This window comes from Streptomyces sp. NPDC059248 (assembly GCF_042753905.1).
GTDB lineage: Bacteria > Actinomycetota > Actinomycetes > Streptomycetales > Streptomycetaceae > Streptomyces.
Window position 1 is genome coordinate 119,622 of record NZ_JBHYZV010000004.1, and the last position, 15,758, is coordinate 135,379.

The 15,758-nt window shown below is 70.8% G+C and carries 14 protein-coding genes and 1 riboswitch; of the genes, 3 read left to right on the forward strand and 11 right to left on the reverse strand.

The window, feature by feature from the left end; translation table 11 throughout:
• Positions 1-51: 51 nt before the first annotated feature.
• The 8 genes from ACFXG1_RS03295 to thrC all read right to left on the reverse strand — a co-directional run bounded on the left by ACFXG1_RS03295 (position 52) and on the right by thrC (position 9,905).
• Entirely contained in the window at positions 52-1,113 is a 1,062-nt protein-coding gene (locus ACFXG1_RS03295; RefSeq protein WP_384740572.1) for a Clp protease N-terminal domain-containing protein, read from the reverse strand.
• Positions 1,114-1,344: 231 nt separating this feature from the next.
• Positions 1,345-1,755, reverse strand: coding sequence for a RidA family protein (locus ACFXG1_RS03300; protein WP_384740575.1), 411 nt, complete (start codon positions 1,753-1,755; stop codon positions 1,345-1,347).
• A 169-nt stretch (positions 1,756-1,924) separates the two neighbouring features.
• The gene (locus ACFXG1_RS03305) at positions 1,925-3,475 is read right to left on the reverse strand and encodes an alpha/beta hydrolase (protein WP_384718596.1); all 1,551 of its coding nucleotides are present in this window, start codon (positions 3,473-3,475) and stop codon (positions 1,925-1,927) included.
• Between the two features lie 71 nt (positions 3,476-3,546).
• Positions 3,547-5,103 (reverse strand): alpha/beta hydrolase, encoded by a 1,557-nt coding sequence (locus ACFXG1_RS03310; RefSeq protein WP_384718594.1) that lies wholly within the window; start codon positions 5,101-5,103, stop codon positions 3,547-3,549.
• Positions 5,104-5,447: 344 nt separating this feature from the next.
• Positions 5,448-7,070 (reverse strand): chaperonin GroEL, encoded by a 1,623-nt coding sequence (gene groL, locus ACFXG1_RS03315; RefSeq protein WP_384709573.1) that lies wholly within the window; start codon positions 7,068-7,070, stop codon positions 5,448-5,450.
• Between the two features lie 398 nt (positions 7,071-7,468).
• Positions 7,469-7,672: a cold-shock protein gene (locus ACFXG1_RS03320; protein WP_006348514.1), complete on the reverse strand. Its 204-nt coding sequence runs from the start codon at positions 7,670-7,672 to the stop codon at positions 7,469-7,471.
• 479 nt (positions 7,673-8,151) lie between these two features.
• Complete coding sequence (locus ACFXG1_RS03325; protein ID WP_384709568.1) at positions 8,152-8,430, reverse strand: MoaD/ThiS family protein; 279 nt, start codon at positions 8,428-8,430, stop codon at positions 8,152-8,154.
• Positions 8,431-8,570: 140 nt separating this feature from the next.
• The gene (gene thrC / locus ACFXG1_RS03330) at positions 8,571-9,905 is read right to left on the reverse strand and encodes a threonine synthase (protein WP_384740581.1); all 1,335 of its coding nucleotides are present in this window, start codon (positions 9,903-9,905) and stop codon (positions 8,571-8,573) included.
• A gap of 17 nt (positions 9,906-9,922) precedes the next feature.
• Positions 9,923-10,114: riboswitch (SAM riboswitch) on the reverse strand.
• Positions 10,115-10,324: 210 nt separating this feature from the next.
• Here thrC and ACFXG1_RS03335 point away from each other — a divergent pair.
• From ACFXG1_RS03335 to ACFXG1_RS03345, 3 genes are read left to right on the forward strand one after another with little or no spacing between them, the layout of a single operon-like run.
• Positions 10,325-11,275: a glucosyl-3-phosphoglycerate synthase gene (locus ACFXG1_RS03335; protein WP_384709562.1), complete on the forward strand. Its 951-nt coding sequence runs from the start codon at positions 10,325-10,327 to the stop codon at positions 11,273-11,275.
• 38 nt (positions 11,276-11,313) lie between these two features.
• A complete protein-coding gene (locus ACFXG1_RS03340; RefSeq protein ID WP_384740584.1) occupies positions 11,314-11,757 on the forward strand; it encodes a hypothetical protein in 444 nt (147 codons plus the stop codon).
• A 30-nt stretch (positions 11,758-11,787) separates the two neighbouring features.
• Complete coding sequence (locus tag ACFXG1_RS03345) at positions 11,788-13,206, forward strand: trehalose-6-phosphate synthase (protein ID WP_384710139.1); 1,419 nt, start codon at positions 11,788-11,790, stop codon at positions 13,204-13,206.
• 70 nt (positions 13,207-13,276) lie between these two features.
• On the opposite strand, the gene otsB is transcribed toward ACFXG1_RS03345, so the two are convergent.
• The 3 genes from otsB to ACFXG1_RS03360 are packed head-to-tail and all read right to left on the reverse strand — an operon-like array spanning position 13,277 to position 15,733.
• Positions 13,277-14,170, reverse strand: coding sequence for a trehalose-phosphatase (gene otsB, locus ACFXG1_RS03350; protein ID WP_384710137.1), 894 nt, complete (start codon positions 14,168-14,170; stop codon positions 13,277-13,279).
• A 9-nt stretch (positions 14,171-14,179) separates the two neighbouring features.
• Positions 14,180-14,461, reverse strand: coding sequence for a DUF3263 domain-containing protein (locus ACFXG1_RS03355; protein WP_384710134.1), 282 nt, complete (start codon positions 14,459-14,461; stop codon positions 14,180-14,182).
• Positions 14,462-14,512: 51 nt separating this feature from the next.
• Positions 14,513-15,733 (reverse strand): extracellular solute-binding protein, encoded by a 1,221-nt coding sequence (locus tag ACFXG1_RS03360; protein WP_384710148.1) that lies wholly within the window; start codon positions 15,731-15,733, stop codon positions 14,513-14,515.
• Between the last annotated feature and the right edge of the window lie 25 nt (positions 15,734-15,758).

Sequence of the window (15,758 nt, forward strand, 5' to 3'; positions counted from 1 at the left end):
GTCGTTCCCCTCGGTTCGACGGTCGCCCGGCGGTGGTCGGCCGCAGGGCGGTCACTGCGGACCCGCGTCCCGCGACCGCCGTACGAGCCGTCCGGCGCGGGTCCCGTCCAGCAGGAGGGCTTCCACCAGGGGGCCGGTTCCGTGGTCCTCGCGCGCGGCCTCCAGATACTTCTCCGCGGGCTTCGCGTCGGTACCCAGCTCGGGGCCGGCCGCGAGCGCCGCCCGTACGGTCGCGTAGTCGAGGCCCATGGCGGCCAGCCGCTCGCCGCCGAGCTGGCGGGTGTTCGTCCCGGTCACCCCCTCCCGGGCCAGATGCGGATGGGCGGCGGCGACCTCGTACGTGGCGAGGGCGGCCAGCAGGACGTGCTCGGTGCCCGGGGTCTGACTCCCCAGGGCCCTGGCCTGCTCGAAGCTCTCGTGGTGCACCCAGTTCACCGGCGCCGTGGCCCAGTTGACGCCCCGGAGGAGCCAGCGCCGCAGCCGGTTCACGGGGTACTGGCGGCGGCCGATCAGCAGATCCCGGGTCCCCAGCAGCAGCGGGTCGAGGCGGGGCGCCGGGACCCCCGTACCCGGCGCGCCGTCTCCACCCGCCGCTGCCGCCGCGTCCGGGACGTCCCCGTCGAGCCGGGCCCGTACCGCGTCCGGTGTCGTACCGCAGAGCGCCAGCACCTCGGCGCAGCGGTTGCCGCCGTCCCGCAGCAGGCCCCGCAGCAGATGCTCGGGCAGCATCTTGCCGATACCGGAGTCCGCGCCGGCGGCCTCGGACCCGGCCAGTTCGTAGGCGTGGGCGAAGGCCCGGACCGCGGCGCCCGTCAGCAGCCGGCCCTCGTCCCCGTCCTCGCCGAGGATCTCGTGCGACGAGACGCTGTGCGCCGTGTCGTCGTCCGCGGTCCAGGAGGTGGCGCCGGATCCGCCCCGCCGGTCGCGCAGGATCGCCGCGACGGCGATCATGGTCACGGCCTCGGCGGCCAGCGCGTCCCGGGCCGGGCCCTTGGTGTAGGAGATCCCCGCCAGCAGGTCCTCGGTGCCCATGGTGTCGGTATCGGTGGCGCCCCACGCGGCGCCCAGGATCCCGATCACCTTCCAGCCGATGTCGAGCTGCGCGTTCGTCATCCGATGCTCCTCGGGCCCGTGGTCCGCACCGTTCTCGGTGCCGGATACAGATTGCCGGGGCCGGTGGAAGGGGCGCGTCCGCCATTCGTCGCACGAGCCGGCGACGAAGGTCGACGGTCGGCGGTCGGCGGAGTCCGCCGGGGAAGGCGAGGCGGCCCGGGCCCGGTCGATGGGCCCGGGCCGCGGGGTCCGGTGGGGGCGGGCGGGCCGGTCACGGCCGACCGGGGCGGATCAGTCCGGCAGGGACGCCGTCAGATCCACCTCGATCAGCTGACCCGGGTAGCCGAGCTGGGCCACGCCGAGCAGGGTGCTCGCGGTCGAGAACGCGCGGGCGATCACCGAGTCGTTCAGCCGGAACCACGCCTTGGCCAGTACCTCGTCGTCCGGGCTGACGACATAGATCACCGAGCGCATCACATGCTCCGGACCCGCGCCCACCGCGTTCAGGGCGGTCAGGGCGTTGGCCGCGACCTGGTCGATCTGGGCGTCGAGATCGCCCTTGCCGACGACTTCGCCGGAGTCGTCGAGGGGACACTGCCCCGACAGATAGGCGGTACGGCCCGCCTCGACGACGGTGATGTGGTGGTAGCCGGGGGTGGAGTGGAGTCCTTCGGGATTGATGCGTTCGATCTTGTCGGTCATGGTCTCAGTCTGCGGACCGGACTGGAGGTACGCACTCCGTTTTCTGCGGGCGGGCGACAACCCCCGGTCGCGGACGCCCGGGGCACGGGCACGGGACGCCCTCCCGCCACGGGGGCGGGAGGGCGTCGAGGAGTTCCGGACGGCCTCGGTCAGTGGGCCGGGGGCCGGTTCAGAAGCGGTTCGGCAGGACCGGCAGCTCCGGCGCCGCCCCGGGCTTCTTCGCCGTGGGACCGGCGGGCGGGTTCGCCGCGCAGGTCACGTCCTTGCCCGGTAGTTCGCCGGTCGCCAGGTACTTCGTGGTGACGGCGTCGGCGCAGGCGCTGATGCCGTAGGTGTAGACGCCGTGGGCCTCGCCCTCGTCGACGGTCACCATCCGGGAGCCCTTGAGCGCCCGGTGCATCCCCTGAGCCGTGTACAGGGGGGTCTGCGAGTCCCATTCCGCCTGCACGATCAGGGACTTCACCGTGTTGTCGACCTCGGTGGTGGGCTCGGCGGGCGCGTCCCAGAAGGCGCACGGGGTGATGTTGGCAGCGAAGTCCCCGTACAGCGGGTACCGCTTGCCGTCCCGGGCCGCGTCCCTGGCGTATGTTCCCGGATTCCTCGGCCAAGCGGTGTCACCGCAGGCCACCGCGTTGAAGAGGGAGATGTCGTTGTCGGGCATGGTGCCGATGCCGGGAGTCGGTACGGGCTTGCCCGCCGCCGCCTCCTTGAACAGCGCGAGGTTCGCCGCGCCGACCTCCCGGTAGAAGAAGGCGGCCCGCATGTAGTCGCGTACCTGGTCCCCGTCGACGGTGAGGTCCCCGAGGCGGAGCGGCTCCCGTTCGGCCTGGGCGACGATGTCCCAGAACGTCTTCGCCACGGCCTTCGGGGTCGCTCCGAAGCCGAACCGGTCGTTCTCCCCGGCCGCCCACTTCACAAAGCGGTCGAACGCGGGCTCGGCCCCGTACGCCCAGGACTGGAGCATGCTCCGCCAGGCCAGCTTCGGGTCGACGGCGCTGTCGAGGACCATCCGGTCGGAGCGGTGCGGGAACATCTGGGTGTAGACGGCGCCGAGATAGGTGCCGTACGAGACCCCGATGTAGTTGATCTTCCGTTCGCCCAGCGCGGCCCTGATGGAGTCCATGTCACGCGCGGTGTTGCGGGTGGTGAAGTGCTGGAGATCGGAGCCGTACTTGGTCCGGCACTTGTCGGCGACGCCCTTCGCCCAGGACACGCTCGCCGGGAACGACGCCTTCGTGTACGGGTCGAACAGCTTGCGCTCGGCGGGGGCCGTGCCGCACTCCACGGGGGTGCTCGCCCCCACCCCGCGCGGGTCGAAGCCGATCAGGTCGTACTGGTCGAGTACGGACCGGGGCAGCCGCTCGCCCCAGTGCAGCGGGTCGCCGAGGCCGGAGCCGCCGGGGCCGCCGGGGTTGAAGAGGAGCACCCCGCGCCGGGTTGCGGGATCGGCCGCCCGGATCCGAGAGATCGTCACATCGATTTTCTTGCCGCCCGGCTTCCGGTAGTCCAGCGGCACCTTCAGCGTGGCGCACTGGAAGGACTCGGGGTGGTCGGGGGAGCAACGCGCCCATGTCGGCGACTGGGCGGCCGCCGTCGCCGTCGCCACCTTTGCCGTACGGTCCGGCGGCGCGGCCACGGCCGGGGAGGCGACGGTGATCAGAGGGGTCAGGGTGGCCACGGCGCTCACCGCGGCCACGGATATGAGACGTCCAGACTGCACGTACGTTCCTTTCCGGGGGGAAACAGAAGCAGATACGGGAGTACGGGTGGTACGGGCCCGGGACCCGCGGGTCACGGAGTCGCGCCGCGGACCAGGGGCGCGAGCAGCGGCGGTTCGTCCCGCAGCCCGGGGTTCTCGGCGACACCCGGGTCCGGTCGGCACACGGTGTCCTTCGCGGGCAGCCGCCCGGTGACGAGATAGGTGTCGGTCAGCCGGTCGGAGCAGCTGCTGACGCCGGAGCCGTAGACGCCGTGGCCCTCGCCCTCGTCGACGAGGACCAGCCGGGCGCCCTTCATGTCCTCGCGGAGTCCGATCGCGTCCGGCAGCGGGGTCTGGGAGTCCCATTCGTTGTGCACGATGAGCGCGCCGACCCCGTTGTCCACCGTCGTCGTGGGTTCGGCGGTCCGGTCCCAGAAGGCGCACGGGTTGATGTGGGACGCGTAGTCGCCGTAGACCGGGTAGCGGATCTTGTCCCGGGCCGCCTGGCGGGCGTATGTCCGCGGATCGGTCGGCCAGTTCTCGTCGCCGCAGGTCACGGTCCACAGGGCGGAGACGAAGTCCTCGGGCAGGTCGTAGACCGGCGGGCCGGCGTCGACGGGTTTCCCGGCCGCCGCCTCCTTCAGGAGGGCGGTGTACTCGCTCGCCGTCGCCCGGGTGAAGAACGCCGGCCGCATCGCGGCCCGGATGCGATCGCCGTCGTACCACTGGGTTCCGAGCTCGATCGGCTTCCGCTCGGCCTGCGCGACGATGTTCCAGAAGGTCTCTGCGACCGCGTCGGGCGTGCCGCCGAGGCCGTAGCGGGCGTCGCGCTCGGCCGCCCAGCGCGTCCACCGGTGGAACGCCTTCTCGGTCTCCGACGCCCAGAGCCGGAAGTCCTTCCGCCAGACCCGCTTGGGGTCGACGGCGCTGTCGAGCACGATCCGGTCGGAGCGGTGCGGGAACAACTCGGTGTAGACGGCGCCGAGATACGTTCCGTACGAGATCCCGAAGTAGTTGATCTTCTTCTCGCCGAGCGCCGCCCGGATCGAGTCCATGTCACGGGCGGTGTTACGGGTGTTGAAGTGGATGAGGTCCGCCCCGTACTTCGTCCGGCACTTCTCGGCGAAGGACCGGGACAGGGCGGTGTCGCGGGCGAACGTCTCCTTCTTGTAGGGGCGTTCGATCGCGACCTCCTCGGGGCTCAGTCCGCAGACCACGGGGGTGCTCTTCCCGATCCCGCGCGGATCGAAGCCGATCAGGTCGTACCGGTCGAGTACGGCCTTCGGCAGCCGTTTGCGCATCTCGCCCGGCAAATCGAGTCCGGGGCCGCCGGGCCCGCCCGGGTTGAAGAGCAGGACGCCGCGGCGCAGGGCCGGGTCGGCGGCGCCGATCCGGGAGATCTCCACATCGATCTTCCGGCCGCCGGGCTTCCTGTAGTCGAGCGGCACCTTCAGGGTCGCGCACTGGACATCGGCGGGGCCGTCGGCCCGGCAGCGCCGCCATTCCGTCATCGGTCCGGATATCGCGTCGGCGGTACGCGCGTGAACACCTCTTGGTGTCGGCGCCCCCGGTGCCGCGACGGCCAGTGCCGGGGTCAGGCTCGCCAGCACACTCACCGCGACGGTCGGCACCAGGCGTCTTACCTTCACGGAGCAATTCCTTCCGTTCGGTTTCCGGGACACCCACGACCCTGCCCGACCCGACGGCGACCGCGAATCATCCCGAAAGTCGGTATCAGCTATGTCCGGGGTCCCATGGCACCCGGTACCGGTCATTCCTCAGACGCAGCTGAATTCGGCCACTGTCGGGGGGCGATTACCGGTCGCCACTGAACGGGGGTGAACGAACGGGCGAATACCGGCGGTGCCCGGCACCGGATGAATACCGGTACGGGGAACGGATTTCCCGGATACGCCGAAGGGCGGCACCCCTGGGAGAGGGGTGCCGCCCTTCGGGACGACCGGTCCGCCGATCCTGGGAAAAGCTCCCGGGATCAGAAGTCCATGTCACCGCCCGGCATACCGCCCGGAGCGGCCGCGGCGGCCTTCTCCGGCTTGTCGGCGATGACGGCCTCGGTGGTGAGGAACAGCGCGGCGATCGACGCGGCGTTCTGCAGCGCGGAACGGGTCACCTTCGCCGGGTCGAGAATGCCCTCGGCGATCATGTCCACGTACTCGCCGGACGCGGCGTTCAGACCGTGGCCGGGGGTCAGGTTGCGCACCTTCTCCACGACGACACCGCCCTCGAGGCCGGCGTTGACGGCGATCTGCTTCAGCGGGGCCTCCAGCGCGAGCTTCACGGCGTTGGCGCCGGTCGCCTCGTCACCTTCGAGCTCCAGCTTCTCGAAGACCGAGGAAGCCTGGAGCAGAGCCACGCCGCCACCGGCGACGATGCCCTCCTCGACGGCCGCCTTGGCGTTGCGCACGGCGTCCTCGATGCGGTGCTTGCGCTCCTTGAGCTCCACCTCGGTGGCGGCGCCGGCCTTGATGACGGCCACGCCGCCGGCCAGCTTCGCGAGACGCTCCTGGAGCTTCTCGCGGTCGTAGTCCGAGTCGGAGTTCTCGATCTCGGCACGGATCTGGTTGACCCGACCGGCGACCTGGTCGCTGTCACCGGCGCCGTCGACGATGGTGGTCTCGTCCTTGGTGATGACCACCTTGCGGGCGCGGCCCAGCAGGTCGAGACCGGCGTTCTCCAGCTTGAGGCCGACCTCCTCGGAGACGACCGTGCCGCCGGTGAGGATGGCGATGTCGTTCAGCATCGCCTTGCGGCGGTCGCCGAAGCCCGGGGCCTTGACGGCGACGGACTTGAAGGTGCCGCGGATCTTGTTGACGATCAGCGTCGACAGGGCCTCGGCCTCGACGTCCTCGGCGATGATCAGCAGCGCCTTGCCGGACTGCATGACCTTCTCCAGCAGCGGGAGCAGGTCCTTGACCGAGGAGATCTTGGAGTTGACGACGAGGATGTACGGGTCGTCGAGGACGGCCTCCATACGCTCCATGTCGGTGGCGAAGTACGCCGAGATGTAGCCCTTGTCGAAGCGCATACCCTCGGTGAGCTCCAGCTCCAGACCGAAGGTCTGGGACTCCTCGACGGTGATGACGCCTTCCTTGCCGACCTTGTCCATGGCCTCGGCGATCAGCTCGCCGATCTGGGTGTCGCCGGCGGAGATGGAGGCGGTGGAGGCGATCTGCTCCTTGGTCTCCACATCCTTGGCCTGCTCGAGGAGGGCACCGGAGACGGCCTCGACGGCCTTCTCGATGCCGCGCTTCAGGCTCATCGGGTTGGCGCCGGCCGCCACGTTGCGCAGGCCCTCGCGGACCAGCGCCTGGGCGAGCACGGTGGCCGTGGTCGTACCGTCACCGGCGACGTCGTCCGTCTTCTTGGCGACTTCCTTGACCAGCTCGGCGCCGATCTTCTCGTACGGGTCCTCGAGCTCGATCTCCTTGGCGATGGAAACACCATCGTTGGTGATCGTGGGGGCGCCCCACTTCTTCTCGAGGACGACGTTACGGCCCTTGGGGCCAAGGGTGACCTTGACGGCGTCGGCGAGCTGGTTCATCCCGCGCTCGAGACCGCGCCGTGCCTCCTCGTCGAACGCGATGATCTTTGCCATGTGAAGTGTCCTCCACGGACTGGGTGGGAAGCTCAAATCGGACCGCGTCTGCGCCCGCGACGGACGGCCTGCCACGCCGTGCGGCTCCATGCGCCACACGGTCGGCTGACCTCACCGACTCGGCCCTTCGGTAGCACTCTCACCCGGAGAGTGCTAACGCCAATGATTAGCACTCGACCCCCGAGAGTGCAAGGCCGCCCGATAGGGCGTCGACGAGGGGCGGTGGTCGGGCGGCGGGGTGGGCGCAAGCGCCGGTGGACGGCGCGAGGGCGTACCGGCCATGGGCGGACGAAGGTGCCGGGGTGGGAAAACGCAAGGGTCCGCACCCCGGCGAGCGGGATGCGGACCCTTATATTGAGTGCGTGCGTCGGTGACGCGGACGCGTTGAGAAGGTCCGGTCAGGCCGAGAGCTTGACCATGTCGGCCTGCGGGCCCTTCTGACCCTGCGAGATCTCGAACTCGACCCGCTGCCCCTCCTCCAGGGTGCGATAGCCGTCCATCTGAATCGCGCTGTAGTGGACGAAAACATCCGCACCACCGTCGACCGCGATGAAGCCGTACCCCTTCTCCGCGTTGAACCACTTGACGGTGCCCTGAGCCATGCCTAACTCCCCTATTACTGGCCCTTGCACAGGACCGCACCTCGCGGACCCGGGTCAGACCTCACCCGACCTCACAGGTGTGCGCCGGAACGCGTCGACCGCGGCTGAATGTATCTGCACAACTGCCCTCTGCAACAGGTCAGTCGGACGAGAAATCCGGAAGGCTACTATCGGGTAATTGGCCTGAATTCAGGGAATTACGGGGCAAATCCGGCCGGACAAAAGGAACCTATGAGACAGATTGATGTCAGACATTGGCTGCTTCTTATCGAGCCCGGGCGCATTCTCATACCTGGCGCGTGATGCCGGATTGCGGGGTGTTCCCCAATTCTAGCGTGCTCAACCATGCAGAATGGCCCCCTCCGGATGTCTTACGGAGGGGGCCATTCCCATTACCGAGTGTCATGAGCCCTACGGCTTATGACACGGACCGTGCGCGGGGGCGCGTGGCAGCGCGGGGGCGCGCGGTCCGGCGCGTTTCAGCAGCCGCCGGCGACGGCGGGGATGATCGAGATCCCGGCGCCGTCGGGCGTGGCGGTCTCCAGGCCCTGCTCGAAGCGGACGTCGTCGTCGTTGACGTAGACATTGACGAAGCGGCGCAGCTTGCCCTGGTCGTCGAGGACGCGGGCGGAGATCCCCGTGTGGTTCTTCTCCAGGTCGGCGATGACCTCGGCGAGGGTGCCGCCGTCGGCCGTCACCTCGGCCTTGCCGCCGGTGTAGGTGCGCAGGATGGTCGGGATGCGGACGTTGACGCTCATGGTGAGTGGTGCCTTCCTCGGGCGGGAGGGGACGGGGGGCTGGGACGGGGCGCCCCGGCGGCGGGGCGGGTACGGCCGGCCGTTCGACCGACCGGCCGTACGACCGTGTGACCGACGGGCCGACGGTACGGCCGGGCCGGTCAGTGGGCGAGACCCGCCTCGCGGAACGCGTCCAGGCTGGGCCGGATGACGGCGCTGGGGCCGGTGGTCGGGGCGACCGCGTCCAGCGTCTTGAGTCCGTCGCCGGTGTTGATGACGACGGTGGTCAGCGCCGGGTCGAGCACCCCCGCGTCCAGCAGCTTCTTCGCCACGCCGACGGTCACGCCGCCCGCGGTCTCGGCGAAGATGCCCTCGGTTCGGGCGAGCAGCTTGATGCCGTCGACGACCTGCTCGTCGGTGACGTCCTCCACGGCGCCGCCGGTGCGCCGGGCGATGTCGAGGACGTACGGTCCGTCGGCCGGGTTGCCGATGGCGAGGGACTTGACGATGGTGTCGGGCTTCACCGGGCGTACGACGTCGTGCCCCGCCTTGTAGGCGGCGGAGACCGGCGAGCAGCCCTCGGCCTGGGCGGCGAAGATCCGGTAGGGCCGGTCCTCGACCAGACCCAGGTCGATCAGCTCCTTGAGCCCCTTGTCGATCTTGGTGAGCTGGGATCCGGAGGCGACCGGGATCACGATCTGGTCCGGGATCCGCCAGCCGAGCTGCTCGCAGATCTCGTACGCCAGGGTCTTGGAGCCCTCGGCGTAGTACGGCCGCAGATTGACGTTGGTGAAGCCCCAGCCCTCGCCGATCGGGTCGCCGATCAGTTCGGAGCAGAAGCGGTTCACATCGTCGTACGTGCCCTCGATGCCGACCAGCTCGCCGCCGTAGACGGCGGCCATGACGACCTTGCCCTGCTCCAGGTCGTGCGGGATGAAGACGCAGGAGCGGAATCCGGCGCGGGCGGCGGCGGCGCCGACGGCGCCGGCCAGGTTGCCTGTGGAGGAGCAGGAGAGGGTGGTGAAGCCGAAGGCGCGGGCGGCCTCGACGGCGATCGCGACGACCCGGTCCTTGAAGGAGTGGGTCGGGTTGCCGGAGTCGTCCTTCACATACAGCTCACCGGTGACGCCCAGCTCGGCGGCGAGCCGGTCGGCCTTGACCAGCCGGGTGAAGCCGGGGTTCAGATTGGGCTTGTCGGCCACGTCGGCGGGGACGGGCAGCAGCGGCGCGTAACGCCAGATGCTGTCGGGTCCGGCCTCGATCGTCTTGCGCAGGGCCTCCGGGTCCCCGGCCGGCAGCTCGTACGCGACCTCCAGCGGCCCGAAACAGGCGGCGCAGGCGAAGACGGGGCCGAGCGGGGTGCGCTCGCCGCACTCGCGACAGGAGAGGGCGACGGCGGAGCCGAGGTCCACGGAGGACGTGGCGGGGGAGGTGGCGCTGGTCGCGTCAGTCGCGGTCGCGGTGCTGACGGTGTTCGGTGCGGTTTGCGCAGCCATGGAGGCGAGGCCCTTTCTCCTCATCTTCCTCATGGCGCATCTCGCCATGAGACGGACTTGGCACCTTCCCGAGCCGGGAGCCTCGCGGCGTCCGCGCGTGCTGTACGCACTGCGCGCTGTACGCACTGTGTGCGCCGTGACGACGGAGACCGGCTGGAGGGTTGCCGGGGCTTCAACGGGCCGTATCCCTCTGCCCCTCTGGATGAGCGGTATTCGATTGTTGAACGTGGTGAACGGCGGACCCCGACATACGACGGTCATCCGCGTTGTTCAAGACTGTAACCGAAGGTCCGGAGGGTTGAGATAGTCGTCCGTACCGCGAGATGGATCACACGGCAAGGCACGACCCGGGTCACCGGCCCCCGCGACGGGGTCGCGGGGGCCGCCGGAGCAGACCGAGCGACTGAGGAGTAGGGCACGTGCTCGAAGAGGTAGAGCGCTGGCTGGCGACGCGTTCCTGGTCGGCGGCGGACCGCCCGCTGTCCCGGCTGGTCGCCGCGAAGCGGTCGGCCACCCCGTCGCCGACGGTGAGTGTCGTCCTGCCCGCGCTCGACGAGGAGGCCACGGTCGGTGACATCGTCACGGTCATCCGCCGGGAGCTGATGGAGAAGGTGCAGCTCGTCGACGAGCTGGTGGTGATCGACTCCGGCTCCACCGACCGGACGGCCGAGGTCGCTGCGGCGGCGGGCGCGCGGGTGGTGCACCGGGACGCGATCCTGCCCCGGATACCGGCGCTGCCGGGCAAGGGCGAGGTGCTGTGGCGGTCCCTCATGGTCACCCGCGGTGACATCGTCTGTTTCGTCGACGCCGATCTGCGGGACTTCTCGGCGGACTTCGTCTCCGGGATCGTCGGCCCGCTGCTGACCGACCCCGAGGTGCAGTTCGTCAAGGCGATGTACGACCGCCCGCTCGGTGAGGCCGCGGGTCAGGGCGGCCGGGTCACGGAGCTGGTGGCGCGGCCGCTGCTCAATCTGCACTGGCCCCGGCTGGCGGGCTTCGTCCAGCCGTTGGGCGGGGAGTACGCGGCGCGCCGCACGCTGCTGGAGCGGCTGCCGTTCCCCGTGGGTTACGGGGTGGAGCTGGCGCTGCTGGTGGACGCGGTGCAGACGGTGGGCCTCGACGCGCTGGCGCAGGTGGACGTGGGCTCCCGCAAGCACCGCCACCAGGACGGCAGGGCGCTCGGCCGGATGGCGGCGGCGATCTACCGCACGGCGCAACTGCGACTCTCGCGCGGACATTTGGTGCGGCCGTCGCTGACCCAGTTCGAACGGGGCGAGGAGGGCTTTGTGCCGTTGACCCACACGGTGGACACGGTGGAACGTCCGCCGATGCGCGAGATCGGTGAGTATGCGGCGCGTCGCGCCGCATAAAACGACCTTTCGGGCAAACGGGGATGAATATCCTATGTATGGTTTATGCCCGCATCGCCCGGCCCCGGTATCCGTCGTCCGCCCCCGGCCGCTCCCGCGTCCCCCGTATCCCGCACGGGCGGACGCCGTACCGGAGGCCCCCCGCACGACGCGGCACCCGGGGCGCCCCACCACGGCGCCGCCGCCGGGCCCTGCGCCTCGCCGGGCTGCTCGCCCTGCTGGTCCTGATCGTCGCGGCGGTCGCGGGCGCGGCGCCCGCCCGGGCGGCGACGATCACCCCCGCGGCGACCGGCACCCCCGGGACCGTGGCCGCCGGGGTGCCCGAGGCCCCGGCGCTCGCCCCCACCGGCCGCGCCGAGCGCCCGGAGCGCGTCTGGCTGCTCGGCGGCATCGGAGTAGCCGTCGCCGCGGCCGGGGTGGTCGCCGTCGCGGCGGTCCGCGGACGGCGTGAACCGCGCCACGACGGGCGAACGGACGTTTGACCCGGCGTCCGCGCGGCTAGGTTCCGCTACATGGTCCCCGAGCACCCGGCCCCGCCGGCCGACGCCCGTGCCCGCGTTCTCGTCGCCTCCAACCGAGGCCCCGTCTCGTACACCCTCCGCGACGACGGTGAACTCGACGCGAGACGCGGCGGCGGAGGCGTCGTCTCCGGTCTCTCAGCCATCGGCTCCCGCGACGACTCCCTCTGGGTCTGCTCCGCCCTCGGCGACGGCGACCGCGAGGCCGTCCGGCGCGGCGTCGCCGAGGACGGCGTCCTCATGCTGGACATCGATCCGGCCATTCACGCCGACGCGTACAACGGCATCGCGAACTCGGTGCTCTGGTTTGTCCACCACATGCTGTACCAGACCCCCCTGGAACCCGTCTTCGACGAGGAGTTCCGGCGCCGGTGGCGCGCGTACGAGACGTACAACCGCGCCTTCGCCGAGGCGCTCGCGGACCAGGCCGCCGACGGCGCGGCCGTCCTCGTCCAGGACTACCACCTCGCCCTGGTCCCCGGCATGCTCCGCGAGCTCCGCCCCGACCTGCGGATCGGCCACTTCTCCCACACCCCGTGGGCCCCGCCGGACTACTTCCGGCTGCTCCCCGACGACATCGCCGAACAACTCCTCCGCGGCCTGCTCGGCGCCGACCGCACCTGCTTCCTCACCCACCGCTGGGCCGACGCCTTCACCGCCTGCGTCACGGAGGTCCTGGGCCCCGACGCCCTCAAGGGCACCCGGATCGGGGTCCACGGCCTCGGCGCCGACGCGGACTTCCTCCGGGAGCGGGCCCACCGCCCCGACGTGGACGAACGCATGACGGCCCTGCGCGAGCAGATCGGCGGCGCCGACCGGAAGACGATCGTCCGGGTCGATCGCACGGAGCTGTCGAAGAACATCGTCCGCGGTCTGCTGGCCTACCGCCATCTGCTGGCGACCCGGCCCGAATGGCATGAACGCGTCGTCCATGTCGCCTTCGCCTACCCCTCCCGGCAGGATCTGGCCGTCTACCGCGACTACACGGCGGAGGTGCGGCGGCTCGCCGACGCGATCAACGAGGAGTACGGGACGGCGGGCTGGACGCCGGTCGTCCTCCATGTGAAGGACGACTTCGCCCGGTCACTGGCCGCGTACCGGCTGGCCGACGTGGCCCTCGTCAACCCCATCCGCGACGGCATGAACCTGGTCGCCAAGGAGATCCCCGTCGTCTCGGACGCGGGCTGCGCGCTGGTGCTGTCACGGGAGGCGGGGGCGTACGAGGAGCTGGGCGCGGACGCCGTGGTGGTGAACCCGTACGACGTGATCGCCACGGCCTCGGCGCTCCACGAGGCCCTGACGCTCCCCGCCGCGGTCCGCGCCGACCGCACGGCGCGCCTCGCCACCGCCGCCACGTCGCTCCCCCCGCGCCGCTGGTTCCTCGACCAACTGGAGGCCCTCGCCCCGGAGTAGCGCCACCCCCATGACCCTTGAGTGTCGCCCGCGCCCCGGTGGTGGGTTGTTCGCGCAGTTCCTCGCGCCCCTAGGTATCTCGTCCGAGCGGGGACAGCTCCGTCGCGAGGGCGTCCAGGAAGGACACCACCTCCGAGGGGCCGGCCAACAGAAGGTCCGCGCGGTCCGAGAGCTCCGTGACCTCGGTGCTGCCGCTGCACACCAGCACACCCCCCATCCCGTCCGACCGCAGCTTCTCCACCGCCGAGTACGCCGGCAGATCGCCCAGGTCGTCGCCCGCGTACAGCACGGACTCCGCGCCCACCTCGCGGACGTACTCGGCGAGTGCCACGCCCTTGTCCATCCCGGGCGGGCGGAGTTCGAGGACCATCCGGCCGGGTTCCACGACGAGCCCGTGCCGGGACGCCAGCGCCGCCAGGGGCTCGCGGAGCGCTTCGAACGCGGCCGCGGGGTCCTCCGCCCGCCGGGTGTGGACCGCGACGGCCTGCCCCTTCTCCTCGATCCAGGTGCCGCGCCACGCGCCGAACCGGTCCAGGTAGCCCGGCAGTTCGGCGCGTACCGCCGCGACCCCGGGATGCGGCGCGGGGGTCCGGACGGTGCCGGTCACCGCGTCCCACCGTTCGGAGCCGTAGTGGCCGAGTACGACGAGATGCGCGAGCCCCTCGACCCCGGCGAAGCCGCCGTACCGTACCGCCACACCCGCGGGACGGCCGGTCACCACGGCGACATGGCCGACCCGGGGCGCGAGCCGGGCCAGGGCGGGGGCCGCGCCGGGGTGGGCGCGGGCCTGTTCGGGGTCGGGGACGATATCGGCGAGCGTGCCGTCGAAGTCGAGTGCGATCACGGCCTTCTCGGGCCGGGCCAGCAGCGCGGCGAGTCCGTCCCGCCCGGCGGGCGTCGACGGCTCCGGGAGCCCGCGTGCGGATGACGATGAAGCGTCCGGGACGTGCGGAGAGCTGCCCATGCCACGACCCTATCGGCGCTCGCGTTTCTCGTCTCTCACCCGTCTGAGCCGGTTGACGGTAACGGGGTCGTGGGCGAGCGCCCGCTCGTCGTCGAGCAGGGCGTTCAGCAGCTGGTAGTAGCGGACGGGGGACATCCCCAGCTCCTCCCGTACGGCCCGTTCCTTAGCCCCGGGACCGGCCCAGGTACGCCGTTCCAGGGCGAGTACGGCACGGTCGCGGTCGGACAGCTCACGGCGGCCCCGGGGCCTCCCGGAGCCCGTATCCGCGTCTGTGCCCGTGTCGCCGCCCATACGACCCAAAATAGCCGCTGCCACCGACACCCGCCCCCGCACCCCGCCCCCCTACTCCTCCTCGGCGATCTCCGCTTCCTCCGCCTTCCGGTCGATCGCGTCCAGTACCGCCTTCGGGTTCCCGCCCGGCGCCACCGCCCGTCCGATGTTCTGCTTGATATCGGCGCTGACGGCGGCCCAGGACACCTTGCCGACCGGCGGCAGGACGGAGTCCGGCAGCTCGTCGAGGAAGCCCCGCAGCTCCGCGTACTTCGGATCCTCGCGCATCGCGTCGAACGCGCTCGTCGTCACCGGCAGCAGGTTGTTCTGCCCGGCGAAGGCCATCACGTTCTCGTCGTTGTAGACGAAGTCGAGGAACTTCCCGACCTCGGACCGGTTCCCGTTCTCCTTGAACGCCATGATCCAGTCGGCGACGCCCATCGCGTTCTGCGGGGTGCCGTCGGGCCCGGGTATCGCCACCGTGCCCAGCTCGATCCCCGCCTTGTCGGCGATCCTCAGCAGCGACGGATGACCGTTGAGCATCCCGACCTCGCCCCGCGCGAAGGCCGCGAAGGCCTCCTTGCGGTTGAGCTGGCCGGGGGTGACGGGCCCGGTGAGGTCCTTGTCGACGAGGTTCCGCTTCATCCAGGTGACGGTCGAGACGTTCCGCGCGGAGTTGATGGTGTAGCCCGCCCCGGCGACGGTGTACGAGTCCCCGGCGCTGAGCAGCCAGTTCAACGTCTCGGCCTGGGCCTCCTCGGGCCCGAGGGGCAGGGCGAACGGATAGACCACATCGGTCTTCTCCTTGAGCCGCTCCGCCGTGTCCCGCAGGTCCTCCCAGGACTTCGGCGGCTCCTCGATCCCGGCCTCCGCGAACAGCTTCTTGTTGTAGAAGAGGAGCCGGGTGGAGGCCACGAACGGCATCCCGTACTGCGTGCGCCGGTGCTCGCCCGCGACGGCGAGGGGACGGAGGAAGTTGGTCATCGTGCCCAGGGACAGCAACTGGTCGACGTCGTACAGCTTGCCCTCGGCGGCGTAGTCGGCGTACGCACCGATCTGGGCGACATCGGGTGCGTTGCCCGACTTGACCAGGTCCTGCACCGTACGGTCGACGTTCGTCCACGGCTCGATCCGTACGTCGACGTCGATCCGCGGGTTCTTCGCCTCGAACGCGGCGACGAGACCGTCCCAGTACGCCCTGCTGCTCTGGCCGCCGTCGACGTCGTAGTCGGCGGCGATGAGGGTGAGCGTGACATCGCCCGGCTCGTCGGAACTACAGCCGGCCAGCGTCATCGCGGTCAGCCCGAGGGCCGCGGCG

What these genes read in the sequence shown, in the direction of transcription:
- ACFXG1_RS03325 (WP_384709568.1), bottom strand. Translation starts at nt 8,430, where the DNA reads ATGAGCGTCAACGTCCGCATCCCGACCATCCTGCGCACCTACACCGGC.
- otsB (WP_384710137.1), bottom strand. Translation starts at nt 14,170, where the DNA reads ATGGGCAGCTCTCCGCACGTCCCGGACGCTTCATCGTCATCCGCACGC.
- ACFXG1_RS03295 (WP_384740572.1), bottom strand. Translation starts at nt 1,113, where the DNA reads ATGACGAACGCGCAGCTCGACATCGGCTGGAAGGTGATCGGGATCCTG.
- ACFXG1_RS03355 (WP_384710134.1), bottom strand. Translation starts at nt 14,461, where the DNA reads ATGGGCGGCGACACGGGCACAGACGCGGATACGGGCTCCGGGAGGCCC.
- ACFXG1_RS03360 (WP_384710148.1), bottom strand. Translation starts at nt 15,733, where the DNA reads ATGACGCTGGCCGGCTGTAGTTCCGACGAGCCGGGCGATGTCACGCTC.
- ACFXG1_RS03345 (WP_384710139.1), top strand. Translation starts at nt 11,788, where the DNA reads ATGGTCCCCGAGCACCCGGCCCCGCCGGCCGACGCCCGTGCCCGCGTT.
- ACFXG1_RS03320 (WP_006348514.1), bottom strand. Translation starts at nt 7,672, where the DNA reads ATGGCTCAGGGCACCGTCAAGTGGTTCAACGCGGAGAAGGGGTACGGC.
- ACFXG1_RS03340 (WP_384740584.1), top strand. Translation starts at nt 11,314, where the DNA reads ATGGTTTATGCCCGCATCGCCCGGCCCCGGTATCCGTCGTCCGCCCCC.
- ACFXG1_RS03300 (WP_384740575.1), bottom strand. Translation starts at nt 1,755, where the DNA reads ATGACCGACAAGATCGAACGCATCAATCCCGAAGGACTCCACTCCACC.
- groL (WP_384709573.1), bottom strand. Translation starts at nt 7,070, where the DNA reads ATGGCAAAGATCATCGCGTTCGACGAGGAGGCACGGCGCGGTCTCGAG.
- thrC (WP_384740581.1), bottom strand. Translation starts at nt 9,905, where the DNA reads ATGGCTGCGCAAACCGCACCGAACACCGTCAGCACCGCGACCGCGACT.